The organism is Pseudomonas sp. OF001 (assembly GCF_904426495.1).
In the GTDB taxonomy this organism is placed as follows: domain Bacteria; phylum Pseudomonadota; class Gammaproteobacteria; order Pseudomonadales; family Pseudomonadaceae; genus Geopseudomonas.
Window position 1 is genome coordinate 45,903 of sequence record NZ_CAJGBM010000005.1, and the last position, 18,536, is coordinate 64,438.

Sequence of the window (18,536 nt, forward strand, 5' to 3'; positions counted from 1 at the left end):
ATGTCCGTCTTCACCCCGCTTGAGCGTCACGAGCTGGAAGCCTTCCTCGCTCCCTACGGGCTGGGCCGCCTGCTGGCGTTCCAGGGCATCGCCGCCGGCACCGAGAACAGCAACTTCTTCGTCAGCCTGGAGCGCGGCGAGTACGTGCTGACCCTGGTCGAGCGCGGCCCGCGCGAGGGCCTGGGCTTCAGCGTCGCCCTGCTCGACGTGCTGCACGGCGCCGGCCTGCCGGTGCCCTTCGCCCTGCGCACCGCCGACGGCACCGCCATCGGCGAACTGGCCGGCCTGCCGGCGCTGCTGCAGCCGCGCCTGCCCGGCCACCACGTCGGCCTGCCCAATGCGCACCAGTGCCGGGCGGTCGGCGAGCTGCTGGCGCGCCTGCACCTGGCCACCCGCGACGCGATCATCGAGCGGCCGAGCGACCGCGGTCTCGACTGGATGCTCGCCGAGGGGCCGCTGCAGGCCCTGCGCCTGGACGACGACGCCCGCCAGTTGCTCAAGGGCGCGCTGGAGGAGCTGGGCCGTCTGCGGCAGCGCCTGGAGGCGCTGCCGGCGGCCAACCTGCACGGCGACCTGTTCCACGACAACGTGCTGTTCGACGGCAACCACCTGTCCGGAGTGATCGACTTCCACAACGCCTGCTCCGGGCCGATGCTCTACGACCTGGCGATCGCCGCCAACGACTGGTGCGTGGAGCCGTGCGGCGAGTTCGACCACCATCGCCTCAATGCCCTGCTCGCCGGCTACGCCGCGCTGCGCCCGTTCGGCGCCGCCGAGGCCGAGCTGTGGCCGGCCATGCTGCGCGTGGCCTGCGTGCGCTTCTGGCTGTCGCGGCTGATCGCCGCCGAGGCCTTCGCCGGCCAGCCCGACGTGCTGGTCAAGGATCCCGAGGAGTTCCGCCGTCTGTTGCAGGCGCGCCAGCGGGTCGAGCCGGGGCAGGGACTGCCGTTCGCCCTGTGACGGGCGGGGCCGCTCAGCCGAGATAGGTCGTCCGCCACTGCTGCAGCCGTGCATGCAGCTGCTGGTGGCGGCCGGTGCCCATGACCTTTTCCTCGTGCGCGGCGAAGGCCTGCTGCAGCGCCGCCAGGACCGGCTCGTCGAGCAGGCGTTCGGTCATGGAGAACAGTGCGGCATTCTCCTTGCCGATGTGCGCGCGCAGGTGGCCGGCGTAGGCCGTGGCGGCGGCGGCGAAGTCTGCGCCCGGCCGCCGGCTGCAGGCCTGCGCCATGGCCTGGACCAGGGCGCGGCCCTGGATGTGCTCGGCGTGCAGTTCGTCGATGAAGCCGCCGTGCTCGGCGAGGCCGCCCGCGATCAGCGCGGGGAACAGCAGGGCCTCCTCCTTGCCGTGGTGGCACTGGTCGACGAAGGCGCGCAGGAAATCGAGGAACTCGCCGGCATCCTCGGCCGGCAGCTGGCCCTGCGCGGCCCGTTCGGCCATGCGCTCGAGGACCGGCAGGGCTTCGAGGATGGCGTCGTGCTCGTGCCGGAGTTCGGCGATGACCTGGCTCATGGGGGCTGCTCCGCGGCGGACGGGTCTACTGGGCAGTCTAGGAGCCGGGGGCGGCTTGTCCAGCCGCGAGGGGGGCAGCGCCGGCCACGCCGTTCGGCAGGGGCCGGCGCCGGTGCTTCAGAGCAGCGCCTTGAGGTCGTGCAGGCGGCGCTTGACGGTGGTGCTCAGCTTGCTGAATTCGCCGTGCAGCAGTTCGTGGGCCTCGTCCTGCTTGCCGGCCTGGCTGAGGGTCACCACGCTGGAGGCGGTGTAGTGGAACATCTTGTGGGTGGCCTTGAGGTCCTGGAAGGTCATGTACTGGCCGAGGTGCGCCTCGCCGTCGCCGTAGATCCACTTGCCGAGGTCGCAGCGCTCGTCGCAGCACACCACCTCGGGGCGCAGGTCCTCCTGCGACTTGCCGGTCAGGTAGGTTTCCAGACGCAGCTTCCAGTTGTCGTGGGCCATCACGGCGACGTCGATGTTGAGCGTCTCCGCCGCCTTGATCAGCGCGGCCTGCGCCTCCTGCTTGGCCTTCTCGGTTTCCTTGGAGTGGCTGTCCATCTTGAAGAAGTCGAAGAAGCTCATGGCGGTTGTCCTTTTCCTGGGCGCGCCGCAGCCGGAGGGCGCGACGGGCGGGCTTCCTGGGCGGGCGCTGCCCGGTGGGTGGTGGTGGTGCGTCTGGCATCCATCCTGACACCGCGCGGAGGCCGGGCATTGACCGGGATCAGCCGCGCTCCGGGAATGCTTGGCAGAAGCGGGCGGCGGACAAGGGGAGGGGAAAGGATGGAGGCGCCGCGCACAGGCGGCGCCCGGGGGTCACATCTGCGACTGCAGATAGTTCTCCAGGCCGAGCTTGTCGATCAGGCCGAGCTGGATCTCCAGCCAGTAGGCGTGGTCTTCCTCGGTGTCGTGCAGCTGCTTCTCGAGGATCTCGCGGGTGACGTAGTCCTGGTGCTGCTCGCACAGGGCGATGCCCTTGGCCAGCGCGGCGCGCACCTCGTACTCCAGCGCCAGGTCGGTCTTGAGCATCTCCGGCACGGTCCTGCCGACCCGCACGGCGTCGGGGGTCATGTCCGGCACGCCCTCGAGGAACAGGATGCGCTGCAGCAGGGCGTCGGCGTGCTCGGTTTCCTCGACCATCTCGTGGTCGAGCCGCTCGTAGAGCCTGGTGAAGCCCCAGTCCTGGTACATGCGCGAGTGCACGAAGTACTGGTCGCGGGCGGCCAGCTCGCCCTTGAGCAGGGTCTTCAGGTAGTCGATGACGGCGGTGTGACCTTTCATGGCGGGGCATCCTGGAGCGTGAAGGAGCCTATGTTCGCCCCGTGGCGGCAGGGGATCAACCGAATATAGCCGCTGCGGGCGGGCCTGCGCGCGCGTGCCGCGCCATCCGTCAGGAAGCGGCGCGCTCCTCTTCGGCGGACTTCTGCGCTGCGCCCACCGCGCGGCCCAGCGCCGCATGCCGCGGCAGCAGCCACAGGCACCAGGCGAACAGCAGGGCGCCGGCACCGGCCAGGGTGGCGGGGGCGCCGAGGCGGGTGGCGAGCAGGCCGGCGCACAGCCCGCCGAGCGCCTCGAAGCCGAAGCGGCAGGCGATGTAGAAGGACACCACGCGGCCGCGCAGCGCGTCCGGGGCCAGGCCCTGGATGAGGATGTTGGTGCCGACGTTGGCGCAGGTCAGGCCGAAGCCCAGCACGGCCATGGCGGCCAGCGCCAGCGGCAGGACGGTGCTGGCGGCGAACACCAGCAGGGCGCAGGCGCTCAGCGCGCTGGCGGCGAGGATCAACTGCACCTGACCGGCGGTGGAACGGCGGCTGGCGAGCAGCAGCGAGCCGAGCAGGGCGCCGCCGCCGGCGGCGCCCCACAGCCAGCCGAGGGTGGCGGCGTCGCCGGCGAACACGTCCTTGGCGAACACCGGCAGCAGCACCGCGTAGCAGGAGGCGGCGAAGTTGACCACCATCACGCCGAGCATCAGCTGGCGCACCGTGGCCTGGCCGAGCACGTAGTCGAGGCCCTGGCGGAACACCGCACCCATCGAGCCGCGTGCCGGCGGCGGGGCGTCGATGCGCATGCGCAGCAGGCCGATCAGCAGGGCGAGGAAGGACAGCGCGTTGAGGGCGAAGCACAGCGCCTCGCCGGTCAGACCGAGCAGCAGGCCGGCCAGCGGCGGGCCGAGGAAGCGCGAGGCGTTGACCAGCATGGCGTTGAGCGCCAGGGCGTTGGGCAGGTCGTCGCGGTCGCCGACGAAGCTGCTCATCAGCGCCTGGCGCAGCGGCGTGTCGAAGGCGCCGAGCACGCCGAGCAGCGCGGCCATCGCCACCAGCAGCGCCGGGCCGATCCATTCCAGTGCGGTCAGCGCGGCGAGCAGAGCGGCCTGCACGGCGAGCGCCGCCTGGCTGGCGATCAGCAGGCGGCGCTTGTCGCGGCGGTCGATCCAGGCGCCGATCAGCGGGCCGAGCAGCAGCTGCGGCAGCAGGCTGAGGAAGCTGGTCAGGCCGAGCAGGGCGGCCGAGCCGGTCAGCCGGTAGACCAGCCAGGCCAGTGCCACCTGCTGGATCCAGTTGCCGAGGATCGACACCAGGTGGCCGGTGAAGTACAGGCGGTAGTTGCGGTGGCGCAGGGCGCGCACGGCATGGGGCCAGCGCATGGCGCCGGCGGCGGGGGAACTGCTCACGGGAAGGAATCGCAACCGGATGTGTCGGCGCCACAGCTTAGCGGCGCCGGCGGGTTTTGTCCCCCGGATCGCCCGGCAGGCCCGCCAGGGCGCGCTGCAGAGCGGCGCCGTCGCGCCGGCGGCGATTGCGAGCGGGCGGAGTCTCAGTCGATACTCCGCGCAACGCCCCAGGGAGGGGCCGGACAACGACACCGAGAACCTGCCATGAGCGAGCCTGCACCCCCCGCCAGCCCTTGCGCGCCGGCCCCGTCGCCGCCGCCGTCCGCGGCGCAGCGCATCGAGGAGCTGGGCGGCGATCCGACCTTCATGACCTCGCTGGCGCGCGGCCTGGCGGTGATCGACGCCTTCCACGAGCGCAAGCGCCAGCTGACCATCGCGCAGATCAGCCACCGCACCGGCATCCCGCGCGCCGCGGTGCGCCGCTGCCTGCTCACCCTGGCCCGGCTCGGCTACGTCGGCAGCGACGACGGGCGCACCTACGCGCTGCTGCCCAAGGTGCTCACCCTCGGCCACGCCTACCTGTCGTCGACGCCGCTGGCGGTCAGCGCCCAGCCGTTCCTTGACCGCCTCAGCGAGCAGCTGCGCGAGGCCTGCAGCCTGGCCACCCTGGAGGGCAGCGAGGTGCTCTACCTGGCCTGCACCGCCACCGCGCAGCGCTTCCTGTCGGTGGAGATCCGCGTCGGCACCCGCCTGCCGGCCTACTGCACCTCGCTGGGCCAGGTGCTGCTCGCCGCGCTGGACGAGGCCTGCCTGGACGAGTACCTGGCCGGCGCCACCCTGGCGGCGCGCACCAGCCGCACCCTGTGCGAGCCGCAGGCGCTGCGCGAACGGCTGGCCGAGGTGCGCGCGCAGGGCTGGTGCTTCATCGACCAGGAGCTGGAGGCCGGGCTGCGCTCGATCGCCGTGCCGGTGCACGACGGCGAGGGCCGGGTGCTGGCGGCGATGAGCGTCAGCGGCCATGCCTCGCGGGTGTCCCGCGCCGAGCTGGAGGGCCGCTACCTGCCGGCCCTGCAGGCGGCCAGCCGCGAGCTGGGCGCGCAGCTGCTGCGCTGAAAAGTGGGCGATTACCGCCCGCGGCTCTGTCCGGCGCCCGGGCAATCCCTTAGTGTGCGCGCGGTCTTTGCCGGTCGTCGCGCGCGACGCCATGCGACCTCCGTGGTGGTTGTCGCCGCGGCCGGCTTGTGGATCAATGCAGAATCAAGGGCGGCCCCGTGGTCCCAACCGCCCAGCGTCACCATAAAAACTACAAGAGCACCGTGAGCCATGGACTGTCGTCTGCTGAACGAGAAGAGTCTGGTTTTCGCCCAGGCCGATCCCCATGCGGTGTCGGACTACGTCAACCAGCATGTCGGTTCCCACCGCATCTGCCTGCCGCGCAGCGGTCACCCCGAGGCGAGTCTCAACCACCGTGCCTTCGGCAGTCTGGACCTGTGCCAGATCAGCTACGGCAGCCGCGTGCAGGTCACCTCGCCGGCGCTGGAGACCCTCTACCACCTGCAGATCCTGCTGCGCGGCCACTGCCTGTGGCGCGGCCGCGGCGAGGAGCACCACTTCACCCCCGGCGAGCTGCTGCTGATCAATCCCGACGATCCGGTCGACCTGACCTACTCGGACGACTGCGAGAAGTTCATCGTCAAGCTGCCGGCCACCTTCCTCGACAAGGCCTGCAGCGAGAACCAGTGGCACCACGGCGGCGCGGGCGTGCGCTTCACCCCGCGCCATCGCCTCGAGCAGCTCGACGGCTTCATCAACCTGCTGAGCCTGGTCTGCCAGGAGGCCGAGGCCGAGCAGAGCATCCCCCAGGTGCAGGAGCACTACGCCAAGATCATCGCCAGCAAGCTGCTCGGCCTGCCCGGCAGCAACGTCAGCCGCGAGCCGATCGCGGCCGGCTGCCCGTCGTTCGAGCGGCTGGTCGAGTTCATCGAGCGCAACCTCAAGCAGGACATCACCCTCGAGCAACTGGCCGAGCTGGCGCACATGAGCCAGCGCTCGCTGTACGCGCTGTTCGACCGCCATGCCGGCACCACGCCCAAGCACTTCATCCGCCAGCGCAAGCTGGAGCAGATCCACGCGCGGCTGAGCGACCCGCGTGCCGCGGTGCGCAACGTCACCGAGATCGCCCTCGACTACGGCTTCCTGCACCTCGGCCGCTTCTCCGAGTGCTACAAGAGCACCTTCGGCGAGCTGCCCTCCGACACCCTGCGCCGCCGCAACTGAGTCCCCGCCCCGCGGCGGGTGCCTGCCCGCCGCGTCCTCCTCCCGTCCTCCTGCTGCTGCGCCGCCCTGCGCGGCCCGCCGCCGTCCGTTTCCCGCACGCCGTGCAGAAAGCGGATAGCGATCATGCAGAAAGCGGATATTGCCCCGACCCGCCGGGGCTTAGCCTGCACTCCACAGTACAAAAACAACAACGGAGAGCGCAGACATGTCCGTGGGACCCGAGTACCTGAATTCCCTGCTGGAAGAAGACCAGGAAAAGGGCATCTACCGCTGCAAGCGGGAGATGTTCACCGATCCGGTGCTGTTCGAGATGGAGATGAAGCACATCTTCGAAGGCAACTGGATCTACCTGGCGCACGAGAGCCAGATTCCCGAGAAGAACGACTACTACACCGTGACCATGGGCCGTCAGCCCGTGTTCATCGCCCGCAACCGCGCCGGCGAACTCAACGCCTTCATCAACGCCTGCAGCCACCGCGGCGCCACCCTGTGCCGCTTCAAGAGCGGCAACAAGGCCACCTACACCTGCCCGTTCCACGGCTGGACCTTCGACACCAACGGCAAGCTGCTCAAGGTCAAGGATCCGATCGAGGCCGGCTACCCGGACAGCTTCAACTGCAGCGGCTCCCACGACCTGAAGAAGATCGCCCGCTTCGAGTCGTACCGCGGTTTCCTGTTCGGCAGCCTGAACGCCGACGTGGTGCCGCTGGTCGAGCACCTCGGCGAGTCGGCGAAGATCATCGACATGATCGTCGACCAGTCGCCGGAAGGCCTGGAAGTGCTGCGTGGCTCGAGCACCTACGTGTTCGAGGGCAACTGGAAGCTGCAGGCCGAGAACGGCGCCGACGGCTACCACGTCACCGCCACCCACTGGAACTACGCGGCCACCCAGGGCAACCGCAAGGAAAAGGATGCCGGCGACGACATCCGCGCCATGAGCGCCGGCGGCTGGGCCAAGAAGGGCGGCGGCTTCTACTCCTTCGAGAATGGCCACCTGCTGCTGTGGACCCGCTGGGACAACCCGGAAGACCGTCCGCTGTACGAGCGCCGCGAGCAGCTGGCCGCGGACGTCGGCCAGGCCCGCGCCGACTGGATGATCCAGAACTCGCGCAACCTGTGCCTGTACCCGAACCTGTACCTGATGGACCAGTTCAGCTCGCAGCTGCGCATCGCCCGGCCGATCGCCGTCGACAAGACCGAAGTCACCATCTACTGCATCGCGCCCAAGGGCGAGAGCGCCGAGGCCCGCGCCCACCGCATCCGCCAGTACGAGGACTTTTTCAACGTCAGCGGCATGGCCACCCCGGACGACCTCGAGGAATTCCGCGCCTGCCAGGAAGGCTTCAACGGCCGCGCCGCGCCGTGGAACGACATGTCCCGCGGGGCCAAGCACTGGATCGAGGGCGCCGACGAGGCCGCCAGGGAAATCCAGCTCAAGCCGCTGCTCAGCGGTGCGCGCGCCGAGGACGAAGGCCTGTTCGTGGTCCAGCACCGTCACTGGCTGGCCACCATGCAGAAAGCCGTCGAACAAGAACAACAGAACCTGATCCACGTGGAGGCCGGGCAATGAGCATCTCCTACGAAGCCGTACGCGATTTCCTCTACCAGGAAGCCCGCTTCCTCGACGACAAGGACTGGGACAGCTGGCTCGAGCTGTACGCCGAGGACGCCAGCTTCTGGGTGCCGGCCTGGGACGACAACGACCAGCTGACCGAGGATCCGCAGAAGGAAATCTCGCTGATCTGGTACGGCCGCCGCGCCGGCCTGGAAGACCGCATCTTCCGCATCCGTACCGAGCGTTCCAGCGCGAGCATCCCGGACACCCGCACCTCGCACAACATCAACAACATCGAGATCGTCGAGCAGGGCGAGGGCTACTGCAAGGTGCGCTTCAACTGGCACACCCTGAGCTTCCGCTACAAGACCGTGGACCAGTACTACGGCACCAGTTTCTACACCCTCGACACCCGCGGCCCGAACCCGCTGGTCAAGGAGAAGAAGGTGGTGCTGAAGAACGACTACGTCCGCCACGTGATGGACATCTACCACATCTAAGGAGAAGCGCGCGGGCCGCCCTCGCGGCCCGCAGCGCTCGGCAGCAACCTGCGTGCGCGCACGGCCGAGGCCGGCGCGGAATACCGCTCCAAGCGAGGTGCAGCATGTCGCACAAGATCGCACTGAATTTCGAAGACGGGGTCACCCGCTTCATCGACGCCAACGCCAGCGAAACCGTGGCCGACGCCGCCTACCGCCAGGGCATCAACATTCCGCTGGACTGCCGGGTCGGCGCCTGCGGCGCCTGCAAGTGCCAGGTCGAGTCCGGCAAGTACGAACTCGGCGAGGACTTCATCGACGACGCCCTCAGCGCCGAGGAGGCCGCCCAGGGCCTGGCGCTGACCTGCCAGATGCGCGCGCAGAGCGACTGCGTGGTGCGCGTGCCGATGTCCTCCAGCGCCTGCCGCATCAAGCAGGGCAGCTTCCGCGCGGCGATCCGCGAGGTGCGTGCGCTGTCCGACAGCACCCTCAGCCTGACCGTCGAGGGCGACGAGCTGGGCAAGCTGGCGTTCCTGCCCGGCCAGTACGTCAACCTGCAGGTGCCGGGCAGCGAGCAGACCCGCGCCTACTCGTTCAGCTCGATGCCGCAGGACGGCAAGGTGTCGTTCCTGATCCGCAACGTGCCGGGCGGGCTGATGAGCGGCTACCTCACCGGCGCGGCCAAGGCCGGCGACCTGATGACCATGACCGGTCCGCTGGGCAGCTTCTATCTGCGCGAGGTACAGCGTCCGCTGCTGCTGCTGGCCGGCGGCACCGGCCTGGCGCCGTTCCTGGCCATGCTCGAGAAGCTCGAGGCCGCTGCCAGCGAGCAGCCGGTGCACCTGATCTACGGCGTCACCAACGACTTCGACCTGGTCGAGCTGGACAAGCTGGAGGCCTTCGCCCGACGCCTGCCCAACTTCACCTACGGCGCCTGCGTGGCCAACCCGGACAGCCAGTACCCCAACAAGGGCTACGTGACCCAGCACATCGCGCCGGGCCAGCTGAACGACGGCGACGTCGACATCTACCTCTGCGGTCCGCCGCCGATGGTCGAGGCGGTCAACCAGGATCTGCGCCAGCGCGGAATCCAGCCGGCGAACTTCTACTACGAGAAGTTCGCGGCCAGTGCCTGACAGTCCCTTGGGCCCGTGGTCCGGCCGAGCCGCACGGGCTATTTTTTTCACGGATGCCATGCCATGCACACGAAACGATTTGAACAGAAGGTGGCGGTGATCACCGGCGCCGCCCAGGGCATCGGTCGCCGGGTGGCCGAGCGGATGGCCGCCGAAGGCGGCCGCCTGCTGCTGGTCGACCGCTCCGAACTGGTTCACGAACTGGCCGACGAACTGGGGGGCAGCGCCGAGGTGCTGACCCTCACCGCCGACCTCGAGCAGGCCGCCGACTGCCGGCGGGTGATGGCCGCCGCGGTGGAGCGCTTCGGTCGCCTCGACATCCTCATCAACAACGTCGGCGGCACCATCTGGGCCAAGCCGTTCGAGCACTACCAGGAGCACGAGATCGAGGCCGAAGTGCGCCGCTCGCTGTTCCCCACCCTGTGGTGCTGCCACGCGGCGCTGCCGCAGATGCTCGAGCAGGGCAGCGGCGCCATCGTCAACGTCTCCTCGGTGGCCACCCGTGGCGTCAACCGGGTGCCCTACGGCGCGGCCAAGGGCGGCGTCAACGCGCTGACCGCCTGCCTGGCCTTCGAGAACGCCGAGCGCGGCATCCGCGTCAACGCCACCGCGCCGGGCGGCACCGAGGCGCCGCCGCGGCGCATCCCGCGCAACGCCGCCGAGCAGAGCGAGCAGGAGAAGGTCTGGTACCAGCAGATCGTCGACCAGACCATCGACAGCAGCCTGATGAAGCGCTACGGCAGCATCGACGAGCAGGCCGCGGCGATCCTGTTCCTCGCCTCCGACGAGGCCTCCTACATCACCGGCGTGACCCTGCCGGTCGGTGGTGGCGACCTCGGCTGATCGCGATCCTCCCCCCACCCGCTGCGACCGCCCGCAGCGGGTTTTTTCCGTGCTGCAAATAAGAACAAGAGAAAAGCCATGAAAAAGATCGACGTCCACCAGATCATCGACAACGCGCCCTTCACCCGCTTCCACTGGATGGTGATGTGCCTGTGCGCCCTGCTGCTCATCTTCGACGGCTACGACCTGTTCATCTACGGCGTGGTGCTGCCGGTGCTGATGAAGGAGTGGGGGCTGACCCCGCTGCAGGCCGGTGCACTGGGCAGCTACGCGCTGTTCGGCATGATGTTCGGCGCCCTGGCCTTCGGTACCCTGGCCGACAAGATCGGCCGCAAGAAGGGCATCGCCATCTGCTTCGTGCTGTTCAGCGGCGCCACCGTGCTCAACGGCTTCGCCAGCGGACCGACCGAGTTCGGCATCCTGCGCTTCGTCGCCGGCCTCGGCTGCGGCGGGCTGATGCCCAACGCGGTGGCGCTGATGAACGAGTACGCGCCCAAGCGCCTGCGCAGCACCCTGGTCGCCATCATGTTCAGCGGCTATGCGGTGGGCGGCATGCTCTCCGCCGGCATCGGCATCTACATGCTGCCGGCCTTCGGCTGGCAGGCGATGTTCTTCGCCGCCGCCGTGCCGCTGCTGCTGCTGCCGGTGATCATGCTGTTCCTGCCCGAGTCGGTCGGCTTCCTGGTGCGCCAGGGCCGCAGCGCCGAAGCCCGCGCGCTGCTCGAGCGCGTCGATCCGGCGCGCAAGCTGCAAGGCGACGACGTGCTGGAAATGACCGACGTCAAGGGCAAGGGCGTCGCCGCGCTGGAGCTGTTCCGCGAGGGCCGCGCGGTGCGCACCCTGTCGATCTGGGTGGCGTTCTTCTGCTGCCTGCTGATGGTCTACGCGCTGAGCTCCTGGCTGCCCAAGCTGATGGCCAACGCCGGCTACAGCCTGGGCTCGAGCCTGTCGTTCCTGGTCGCGCTCAACTGCGGTTCGGTGTTCGGCGCCATCTTCGGCGGCTGGCTGGGCGACCGCATGAACCTGCCGCGCGTGCTGATCGCCTTCTTCGTGATCGCCGCGGTGTCGATCAGCCTGCTCGGCTTCAAGAGCCCGACGCCGGTGCTCTACGGGCTGATCGCCGTGGCCGGCGCCACCACCATCGGCACGCAGATCCTGCTGTACGCCCTGGCCGCGCAGTTCTATGGCCTGTCGATCCGCTCCACCGGCCTCGGCTGGGCCTCGGGCATCGGCCGCAACGGCGCCATCGTCGGCCCGCTGCTGGGCGGCGCGCTGCTCGGCATCAACCTGCCGCTGCAGCTCAACTTCATGGCCTTTGCCATCCCCGGCGCCATCGCCGCGATCGCCATGGTGGTCTTCTCCCTCGCTGGCCGCGAGCCGGCGGCGGCGCGCCTGGCCGATCCGGCCGTCTGACCGGCAGTGCCGGGTGGCGCGATCCGCGTCGCCCGGCCGCTGGCCGCACAGGACGGGAGACGACGCGCAACCGCGGATACCTGTCGTGGAGTGCTTTCCGGGCAATTGCCCGGAAAGGATTTCTGCTGCCCGTATTCCGCGCGTCAGTTTTCAATTCGCCATTTCCCGGTAGTTGGCAAGTGTGCGATTAGCGCACAGATAAGTCGCAGCGATGTTGTGTTATTCGGGAAAAGATAGAAGATTGATCGCAAGTTGTTGCGCGTTATCTTCAGGGTGGCGCGGCATTGATTGTCCGCGAGTTGTCGATTCGGAAATGGCTTGAACAAGGTCTTTTCGGCATTGCGCCGAAGTGGCATCGCCTGTCCGGTCGTTGCGTGGCGGCGGTGTTTACCGGCAATAGAATCCCAATAATAAAAAGAGTGAGCACATGAAGAAGAAAGCAGAGTTTCCCCTCCTGGTGATGGCCTGCAGCGGCCTGGCCCTGCCGACCCTGGCAGTCGCCGGCGGCTTCGTCGAGGACTCCACCGCGACCCTGACGGCGCGCAACTACTACTTCAGCCGCGACTTCCGCGACGTGCCGGCCGCCGCCCAGTCCAAGCAGGAGGAGTGGGCCCAGGGCTTCATCCTCAACGTCAAGTCCGGCTACACCCCGGGCCCGGTCGGCTTCGGCGTCGACGCCATCGGCCTGCTCGGCATCAAGCTCGACGGCAGCGCGGACCGCGCCGGCGCGCTGGGCACCGGCCTGATGCCGCGCCAGCAGGACGGCGAGCCGGCCGACGAGTACAGCCGCGCCGGCGCGGCGCTCAAGGTCCGGCTGTCGAAGACCGAGCTGAAGGTCGGCGAGCTGCAGCCCAACCTGCCGGTGCTGGTGTTCTCCGACATCCGCCTGCTGCCGCCGACCTTCCAGGGCGCCAGCATCGTCTCCCAGGAGTTCGCCGGGCTGACCCTGCAGGGCGGCCAGATGCGCTCGATGAGCCAGCGCGACGAGGCCGGCGACGGCCCGATGTCGCCGTGGATCGGCCGCCGCGCGGTGCTGGCGGTGACCAGCGACCGCTTCAACTACGCCGGCGCCGACTACGCCTTCAACCAGAACCGCACCAGCGTGGGCGCCTGGTACGCCCAGCTGGAGGACGTCTACAACCAGCGCTTCTTCAGCCTCAAGCACAGCGAGCCGGTGGGCAGCTGGACCCTGGGCGCCAACCTCGGCTACTTCGACTCCAGCGAGGACGGCGACGAGCTGGCCGGCGCCATCGACAACCAGACCTTCTACACCATGCTGTCGGCCAAGCGCGGCGGCCACACCTTCCAGGTCGGCTACCAGAACCTGTCCGGCGACCACGGCATGGTGCGCATCTTCGGCAACGTGACGCCGCTGGCCAACGAGCTGCCGACCTTCGACTTCGCCTCCACCGACGAGCGTTCCTGGCAGGCGCGCTACGACTACGACTTCGCCGCCCTGGGCATTCCGGGCCTGGTCAGCACCGTGCGCTACGTGAAGGGCGACAACGTCGACACCGGCACCGCCGAGGAAGGCAAGGACTGGGAGCGCGACCTGGATCTCGGCTACACCGTGCAGAGCGGTCCGCTGAAGAACGTCAGCGTGCGCGTGCGCAACGTCACCGCGCGTTCCAACTATCGCGCCAGCATCGACGAGAACCGGCTGATCATCAGCTACAACCTGGCGATCTTCTGATTCGGCGCCGGTCCGGCGCACTAACGAGTTTTACGGGGCTTGCCCGCCGCAAGGCGGGCCTTTTTAGCCTGGAACACGAATGGCCTTGTTTGAAGTTTCGCCCGGCAACTGGCCGGTTTGCGGAATAAGGCAGGGTCGCGTCCGCAGAAAGACAATTTGAAGTTTCATCTCGAGTTGCCGCAAGGAATAGAAAGACAACTGATTCATTGAAGGTAGTTTCATCCACTGTCATCTGGCTGGTTCTGGAGAACGCAATGCACAACAACAAGAAAGCATTTCCGATCCGCGCAACTTCCCCGCGCAAGCTGTTTGCCACCCGTGCCCTGACCCTGGCGCTGACCACGGCACTCGCCGGCCTCGCCCAGGCCGCCGAGCCGGTCAAGGTCGGCATCCTGCTGCCGTTCACCGGCACCTTCGCCGCCCTCGGCGAGGCCACCCACAACGGCCTCAAGCTGGCCATCGAGCAGCAGGGCGGCAAGCTCGGCGGCCGCGAGGTCGAGTTCGTGGTGGTCGACAGCGAGGCCGACCCGGGCAAGGCGGTGCAGAACATGCAGAAGCTGGTGTCCGGCGCCAAGGTCGACGTGGTGGTCGGCCCGGTGCACTCCGGCGTCGGCATGGGCGCGGTCAAGGTCGCCCGCGAGACCGGCGTGCCGCTGATCATCCCCAACGCCGGCTTCAACGCCGCCACCGGCCAGCTGTGCGCGGCCAACGTCTTCCGCACCTCGTTCACCTCCTGGCAGACCGCCTTCCCGATGGGCAAGATCGCTGCCGACAAGGGCTACAAGAACATCGTCACCGTGGCCTGGCGCTACGGCTTCGGCACCGAGTCGGTGGACGGCTTCAAGGAAGGCTTCGAGCAGGCCGGCGGCAAGGTGACCAAGGAAATCTACCTGCCGTTCCCCGAGGTCGAGTTCCAGTCGCAGCTGACCGAGATCGCCGCGCTCAAGCCCGATGCGGTGTTCGTGTTCTTCGCCGGCGGCGGCGCCGCCAAGTTCGTCCAGGACTACGCCGCGGCCGGCCTCAAGGGCAAGATCCCGCTGCTCGGCTCGGGCTTCCTCACCGAGGGCACCCTCGCCGCCCAGGGCCAGGCCGCCGAGGGCCTGCTGACCACCCTGCACTACGCCGACTCGCTGGAGACCGAGCAGAACGCCAAGTTCCGCGGCGACTACAAGCAGCAGTTCGGCAAGGAGGCCGACCTCTACGCGGTGCAGGGCTACGACACCGGCCTGCTGCTCGCCCAGTCGCTGGCCGCGGTGGCCGGCAACACCGGGGACCGCGCCGCCTGGATCCAGGCCATGGAGAACGCGCGCATCGCCAGCCCGCGCGGCGAGTGGACCTTCTCCAAGGCGCACAACCCGGTGCAGAACGTCTACCTGCGCGAGGTGCGCAACGGCGCCAACGTGGTGGTCGACGTCGCCAGCGCCGCGCTCAGCGACCCGGCGCCGGGCTGCAAGCTCGAGCAGGTCGCCAAGCGCTGAGTGACCGCGTCCCGGGCGGTCGGCGCCCGGGACGCCGGTGTTCGCCCCCGGGCGCCGGCGGCTCCTGTCCCCTGGCCGCTGGCGTCCGGGCCTCCCGCATTGCATCGCGTGGATCGCTATCCCATGGACTTCGCCAACATCCTCATCCAGACCATGAACGGTCTGCAGTACGGGCTGCTGCTGTTTCTGATCGCCAGCGGCCTGACCCTGATCTTCGGCATCATGCACATCATCAACCTGGCCCACGGCGCGCTGTACATGGTCGGCGCCTACCTGGCCTGGTGGCTGACCGCGCTGGTCGGCCAGCTGTTCCTCGCCATCCTCCTCGCCATCCCGCTGGCGGTCGCCATCGGCGTGCTCATCGAGCGCTTCCTGATGCAGGCGCTGTACAAGCGCAACCACCTCGACCAGGTGCTGCTGACCTTCGGCCTGATCCTGGTGTTCGACGCCCTGCAGGGCATCCTCTGGGGCAACGACGTGCACAGCGTGGCGATCCCGGCGTTCCTGTCCGGCTCCATCGCCCTCACCGACACCCTCGACTATCCGGTGTACCGGCTGTTCGTCTCGGCGCTGTGCGGCCTGATCGCCCTGGCCATGTACCTGATCCTGCAGCGCACCCGCTTAGGGATGATCATCCGCGGCGGCGCCAGCAACCGCGAGATGGTCCAGGGCCTGGGCATCGACATCCGCCGCATCTACACCCTGGTGTTCGCCGCCGGCGCGGCGCTGACCGCCTTCGCCGGGATGATCGCCGCGCCGCTGTCCTCGGTGTACCCGGGGATGGGCAACCAGGTGCTGATCATCGCCTTCGTGGTGGTGGTGATCGGCGGGCTCGGCTCGATCCGCGGCGCCTTCCTCGGCGCCCTGCTGGTCGGCCTGACCGCCACCTGGGGCGCCGTGCTGGTGCCCGACTTCGCCGGCATGGTGGTCTACGTGCTGATGGCCGCCGTGCTGCTGTTCAAGCCGCGCGGCCTGTTCGCCTGAGGAGAGTTTCGACATGCGTATCCTGCCCACGCCGATCCGCCTGCTGCTGGCGCTCGGCACCCTGCTGCTCGCCCTCTACCCGCTGCTGGGCGCCGCCCTGGCCGGCGAGCAGCACGACTTCTACCTGCAGAAGCTCACCAGCATCATGCTCCTCGCCATAGTCGCGCTGAGCCTCGACCTGCTGGTCGGCATCGGCGGCATGGTCAGCCTGGCCCAGGCGGCCTTCTTCGGCATCGCCGGCTACACCCTGGTGCTGGTCGCCCCCGAGTACGAGGCGATCAGCATCTGGGTCGCCCTGCCGCTGTGCCTGGGCGTCAGCGCGCTGGCCGCGCTGGTCATGGGCCTGCTGATCATCCGCACCTCGGGGATCTTCTTCATCATGGCGACCATCGCCTTCTCGCAGATGCTCTACTACCTGTTCCACGACAGCGCCTTCGCCGGCGGCTCGGACGGCGCCTACCTGTTCATGAAGCCCGCGGTGAGCATCGCCGGCGTGCAGCTGCTCGACCTGGACAACCGCCAGACCCTGTTCTACGTGGCGCTGGCCTCGCTGGTCGGGGTGTTCCTGCTGCTGCGCACCTTCCTGCGCGCGCCCTTCGGCCAGGTGCTGCTGGGCATCCGCGAGAACGAGTCGCGCATCCGCGCTATGGGCTACAACCCGCTGTACTACAAGCTCGCCGCCTTCGTCATCGCCGGCACCCTGGCCGGCTACGCCGGCATGCTGTCGGCCACCCAGTACGGCTTCGTCAGCCCCAGCCAGGTCGGCTGGGAACTGTCGGCGCACGCCCTGGTGATGGTCATCCTCGGCGGCATGGGCAGCCTGTTCGGCGCCATCCTCGGCGCCTTCGCCTTCGAGGGCCTGCACCACGGCTTCGCCGCGCTGACCCCGCACTGGGAGCTGCTGATGGGCCTGGTGGTGATCGGCATGGTGCTGCTGCTGCCGCGCGGCCTGGCCGGGCTGCTGCTGCAGCTGTGCGAACGCAAGCAGGCGAACGACAAGGCCGCTGCCGCGGCCGGCAAGGTGCAAGAGGAGGCGGCACGATGAGCGCGATCATTCTGGAAACCCGCGGCCTGACCAAGACCTTCGGCGGTCTCACCGCGGTCAACGGCGTCAACCTGCAGGTCGGCGAGCGCGAGGTGCACGCCATCATCGGCCCCAACGGCGCTGGCAAGAGCACCATGGTCAACCTGCTGTCCGGGCACCTGCCGCCCTGTGACGGGCAGATCCTGTTCCGCGGCCGGGACATCACCGGCACGCCGCCGCAGCGCATCTCGCACCTGGGCATGGGCCGCAGCTTCCAGCGCACCAACATCTTCCCGACCTTCACCTGCCTGGACAACTGCTGGCTGGCGGCGCAGTCGCGGCTGAAGAACTCGTTCCGCTTCTTCCGCCGCAGCGAGAGCTACGCCCAGGTGCGCGAGCGCGCCGAGCGGGGCCTCGAGCTGTGCGGGCTGTCCGCCAAGCGCGACCGCATCGCCGGCACCATGAGCTACGGCGAGCAGCGCCAGCTGGAGATCGGCATGGTGCTGGCCACCGAGCCGAGCTTCCTGCTGCTCGACGAGCCGATGGCCGGGATGGGCAAGGACGAGTCGGGGCGGGTGGTCGAGCTGCTCGCCAGGCTGTCGAAGGAGTACTCGCTGGTGCTGGTCGAGCACGACATGGACGCGGTGTTCAGCATCGCCCACAAGCTCACCGTGATGGTCAACGGCCAGATGCTGGCCAGCGGCCCGCTGGATGCGGTGCGCAACGACCCGGCGGTACAGGAAGCCTATCTGGGCGACGGCGAGGAGAACTTCTGATGAGCGCAGCAACGGCAATGGCCACCCGCGTCGAGGCGGCCACCCCGCTGGTCGAGGCCCGCGGCCTGCACACCTACTACGGCAACAGCCACGTCCTCCACGGCGTCGACTTCCACATCGCGCCGGGCGAGACCCTGGCCTTGCTCGGCCGCAACGGCATGGGCAAGAGCACCACCATCCGCTCGATCCTCGGCCTCACCGCGCCGCGCCGCGGCGAGGTGCGCATCAAGGGCGAGCTGATGACCGCCCAGCCGACCTGCCGGATCATCCGCCGCGGCATCGGCTTCGTCCCCGAGGGACGCGGCATGTTCCCCAACCTCACCGTGCGCGAGAGCCTGGTGATGGCCGCCCGCCCCGGCGTCGACGGCCGTCGCGACTGGGATCTCGACCGCGTGCTGGCGACCTTCCCGCGTCTGACCGAGCGCTACGGCCACCTGACTGGCAACCTGTCCGGCGGCGAGCAGCAGATGGTCGCCATCGGCCGCGCGCTGATGACCAACCCCGAGCTGATGATCCTCGACGAGGCCACCGAGGGCCTGGCGCCGCTGATCCGCAAGGAGATCTGGCAGGTGATCCGCGCGATCAGGGACAGCGGCATCGCCACCCTGGTGGTCGACAAGAACGTCGGCGTGCTGCTCGACCTGACCGAGCGCAGCATGATCATGGTCAAGGGCCGGGTGGTCTACGACGGACCGAGCAGCGAGCTCAAGCAGCGGCCCGAGCTGCTCCAGGAGCATATCGGCCTGTGAAGCATCCGCTCCGCTTCCCGCGTGCGGGA

Annotated in this window: 18 protein-coding genes; 14 read left to right on the forward strand and 4 right to left on the reverse strand. The window is 68.8% G+C overall.

Features of this window, described 5'->3' with window-relative positions; translation table 11 throughout:
- Complete coding sequence (locus RA210_RS04440) at positions 1-960, forward strand: homoserine kinase (protein ID WP_136490324.1); 960 nt, start codon at positions 1-3, stop codon at positions 958-960.
- 13 nt (positions 961-973) lie between these two features.
- On the opposite strand, the gene RA210_RS04445 is transcribed toward RA210_RS04440, so the two are convergent.
- From RA210_RS04445 to RA210_RS04460, 4 genes are all read right to left on the reverse strand, one after another.
- Positions 974-1,510 (reverse strand): hemerythrin domain-containing protein, encoded by a 537-nt coding sequence (locus RA210_RS04445; protein ID WP_136490325.1) that lies wholly within the window; start codon positions 1,508-1,510, stop codon positions 974-976.
- A 117-nt stretch (positions 1,511-1,627) separates the two neighbouring features.
- On the reverse strand, positions 1,628-2,074 hold the full coding sequence (locus RA210_RS04450) for a CZB domain-containing protein (RefSeq protein WP_136490326.1): 447 nt from the start codon (positions 2,072-2,074) through the stop codon (positions 1,628-1,630).
- Between the two features lie 231 nt (positions 2,075-2,305).
- Positions 2,306-2,770, reverse strand: coding sequence for a bacterioferritin (gene bfr / locus RA210_RS04455; protein ID WP_136490327.1), 465 nt, complete (start codon positions 2,768-2,770; stop codon positions 2,306-2,308).
- A gap of 109 nt (positions 2,771-2,879) precedes the next feature.
- Positions 2,880-4,133 carry an MFS transporter gene (locus RA210_RS04460; protein ID WP_136490341.1) on the reverse strand — a complete coding sequence of 418 codons (1,254 nt, stop codon included), beginning with the start codon at positions 4,131-4,133 and terminating at the stop codon, positions 2,880-2,882.
- 231 nt (positions 4,134-4,364) lie between these two features.
- On the opposite strand from RA210_RS04460, the gene RA210_RS04465 reads away from it, so the two are divergent.
- From RA210_RS04465 to RA210_RS04525, 13 genes are all read left to right on the forward strand, one after another.
- Positions 4,365-5,213: an IclR family transcriptional regulator domain-containing protein gene (locus tag RA210_RS04465; protein ID WP_136490328.1), complete on the forward strand. Its 849-nt coding sequence runs from the start codon at positions 4,365-4,367 to the stop codon at positions 5,211-5,213.
- Between the two features lie 210 nt (positions 5,214-5,423).
- Entirely contained in the window at positions 5,424-6,377 is a 954-nt protein-coding gene (locus RA210_RS04470) for an AraC family transcriptional regulator (RefSeq protein WP_201485538.1), read from the forward strand.
- A gap of 205 nt (positions 6,378-6,582) precedes the next feature.
- Complete coding sequence (gene benA, locus RA210_RS04475) at positions 6,583-7,947, forward strand: benzoate 1,2-dioxygenase large subunit (RefSeq protein WP_136490330.1); 1,365 nt, start codon at positions 6,583-6,585, stop codon at positions 7,945-7,947.
- On the forward strand, positions 7,944-8,432 hold the full coding sequence (benB, locus tag RA210_RS04480; protein WP_136490331.1) for a benzoate 1,2-dioxygenase small subunit: 489 nt from the start codon (positions 7,944-7,946) through the stop codon (positions 8,430-8,432). Before benA ends, benB begins: the two co-directional genes overlap by 4 nt.
- A gap of 104 nt (positions 8,433-8,536) precedes the next feature.
- Complete coding sequence (benC, locus tag RA210_RS04485; RefSeq protein WP_201485539.1) at positions 8,537-9,547, forward strand: benzoate 1,2-dioxygenase electron transfer component BenC; 1,011 nt, start codon at positions 8,537-8,539, stop codon at positions 9,545-9,547.
- Between the two features lie 63 nt (positions 9,548-9,610).
- Positions 9,611-10,390, forward strand: coding sequence for a 1,6-dihydroxycyclohexa-2,4-diene-1-carboxylate dehydrogenase (locus RA210_RS04490; RefSeq protein ID WP_201485540.1), 780 nt, complete (start codon positions 9,611-9,613; stop codon positions 10,388-10,390).
- Between the two features lie 78 nt (positions 10,391-10,468).
- Entirely contained in the window at positions 10,469-11,803 is a 1,335-nt protein-coding gene (locus RA210_RS04495) for an MFS transporter (RefSeq protein WP_136490334.1), read from the forward strand.
- 427 nt (positions 11,804-12,230) lie between these two features.
- The gene (locus tag RA210_RS04500; protein WP_136490335.1) at positions 12,231-13,496 is read left to right on the forward strand and encodes an OprD family porin; all 1,266 of its coding nucleotides are present in this window, start codon (positions 12,231-12,233) and stop codon (positions 13,494-13,496) included.
- A 254-nt stretch (positions 13,497-13,750) separates the two neighbouring features.
- Positions 13,751-14,974: an ABC transporter substrate-binding protein gene (locus RA210_RS04505; protein WP_201485541.1), complete on the forward strand. Its 1,224-nt coding sequence runs from the start codon at positions 13,751-13,753 to the stop codon at positions 14,972-14,974.
- Positions 14,975-15,097: 123 nt separating this feature from the next.
- Entirely contained in the window at positions 15,098-15,958 is an 861-nt protein-coding gene (locus RA210_RS04510; protein WP_236574613.1) for a branched-chain amino acid ABC transporter permease, read from the forward strand.
- A 13-nt stretch (positions 15,959-15,971) separates the two neighbouring features.
- Entirely contained in the window at positions 15,972-17,003 is a 1,032-nt protein-coding gene (locus RA210_RS04515) for a branched-chain amino acid ABC transporter permease (protein ID WP_201485542.1), read from the forward strand.
- Positions 17,000-17,758: an ABC transporter ATP-binding protein gene (locus RA210_RS04520; RefSeq protein WP_201485543.1), complete on the forward strand. Its 759-nt coding sequence runs from the start codon at positions 17,000-17,002 to the stop codon at positions 17,756-17,758. Before RA210_RS04515 ends, RA210_RS04520 begins: the two co-directional genes overlap by 4 nt.
- Positions 17,758-18,507 (forward strand): ABC transporter ATP-binding protein, encoded by a 750-nt coding sequence (locus tag RA210_RS04525; RefSeq protein WP_236574614.1) that lies wholly within the window; start codon positions 17,758-17,760, stop codon positions 18,505-18,507. The genes RA210_RS04520 and RA210_RS04525 overlap by 1 nt, the downstream gene beginning before the upstream one ends.
- Positions 18,508-18,536: the final 29 nt, after the last annotated feature.

What these genes read in the sequence shown, in the direction of transcription:
- RA210_RS04465 (WP_136490328.1), top strand. Translation starts at nt 4,365, where the DNA reads ATGAGCGAGCCTGCACCCCCCGCCAGCCCTTGCGCGCCGGCCCCGTCG.
- RA210_RS04500 (WP_136490335.1), top strand. Translation starts at nt 12,231, where the DNA reads ATGAAGAAGAAAGCAGAGTTTCCCCTCCTGGTGATGGCCTGCAGCGGC.
- RA210_RS04470 (WP_201485538.1), top strand. Translation starts at nt 5,424, where the DNA reads ATGGACTGTCGTCTGCTGAACGAGAAGAGTCTGGTTTTCGCCCAGGCC.
- benC (WP_201485539.1), top strand. Translation starts at nt 8,537, where the DNA reads ATGTCGCACAAGATCGCACTGAATTTCGAAGACGGGGTCACCCGCTTC.
- RA210_RS04460 (WP_136490341.1), bottom strand. Translation starts at nt 4,133, where the DNA reads ATGCGCTGGCCCCATGCCGTGCGCGCCCTGCGCCACCGCAACTACCGC.
- RA210_RS04515 (WP_201485542.1), top strand. Translation starts at nt 15,972, where the DNA reads ATGCGTATCCTGCCCACGCCGATCCGCCTGCTGCTGGCGCTCGGCACC.
- benB (WP_136490331.1), top strand. Translation starts at nt 7,944, where the DNA reads ATGAGCATCTCCTACGAAGCCGTACGCGATTTCCTCTACCAGGAAGCC.
- RA210_RS04520 (WP_201485543.1), top strand. Translation starts at nt 17,000, where the DNA reads ATGAGCGCGATCATTCTGGAAACCCGCGGCCTGACCAAGACCTTCGGC.
- RA210_RS04495 (WP_136490334.1), top strand. Translation starts at nt 10,469, where the DNA reads ATGAAAAAGATCGACGTCCACCAGATCATCGACAACGCGCCCTTCACC.
- benA (WP_136490330.1), top strand. Translation starts at nt 6,583, where the DNA reads ATGTCCGTGGGACCCGAGTACCTGAATTCCCTGCTGGAAGAAGACCAG.
- RA210_RS04440 (WP_136490324.1), top strand. Translation starts at nt 1, where the DNA reads ATGTCCGTCTTCACCCCGCTTGAGCGTCACGAGCTGGAAGCCTTCCTC.
- RA210_RS04505 (WP_201485541.1), top strand. Translation starts at nt 13,751, where the DNA reads ATGCACAACAACAAGAAAGCATTTCCGATCCGCGCAACTTCCCCGCGC.
- RA210_RS04525 (WP_236574614.1), top strand. Translation starts at nt 17,758, where the DNA reads ATGAGCGCAGCAACGGCAATGGCCACCCGCGTCGAGGCGGCCACCCCG.
- bfr (WP_136490327.1), bottom strand. Translation starts at nt 2,770, where the DNA reads ATGAAAGGTCACACCGCCGTCATCGACTACCTGAAGACCCTGCTCAAG.
- RA210_RS04450 (WP_136490326.1), bottom strand. Translation starts at nt 2,074, where the DNA reads ATGAGCTTCTTCGACTTCTTCAAGATGGACAGCCACTCCAAGGAAACC.
- RA210_RS04445 (WP_136490325.1), bottom strand. Translation starts at nt 1,510, where the DNA reads ATGAGCCAGGTCATCGCCGAACTCCGGCACGAGCACGACGCCATCCTC.
- RA210_RS04510 (WP_236574613.1), top strand. Translation starts at nt 15,098, where the DNA reads ATGGACTTCGCCAACATCCTCATCCAGACCATGAACGGTCTGCAGTAC.
- RA210_RS04490 (WP_201485540.1), top strand. Translation starts at nt 9,611, where the DNA reads ATGCACACGAAACGATTTGAACAGAAGGTGGCGGTGATCACCGGCGCC.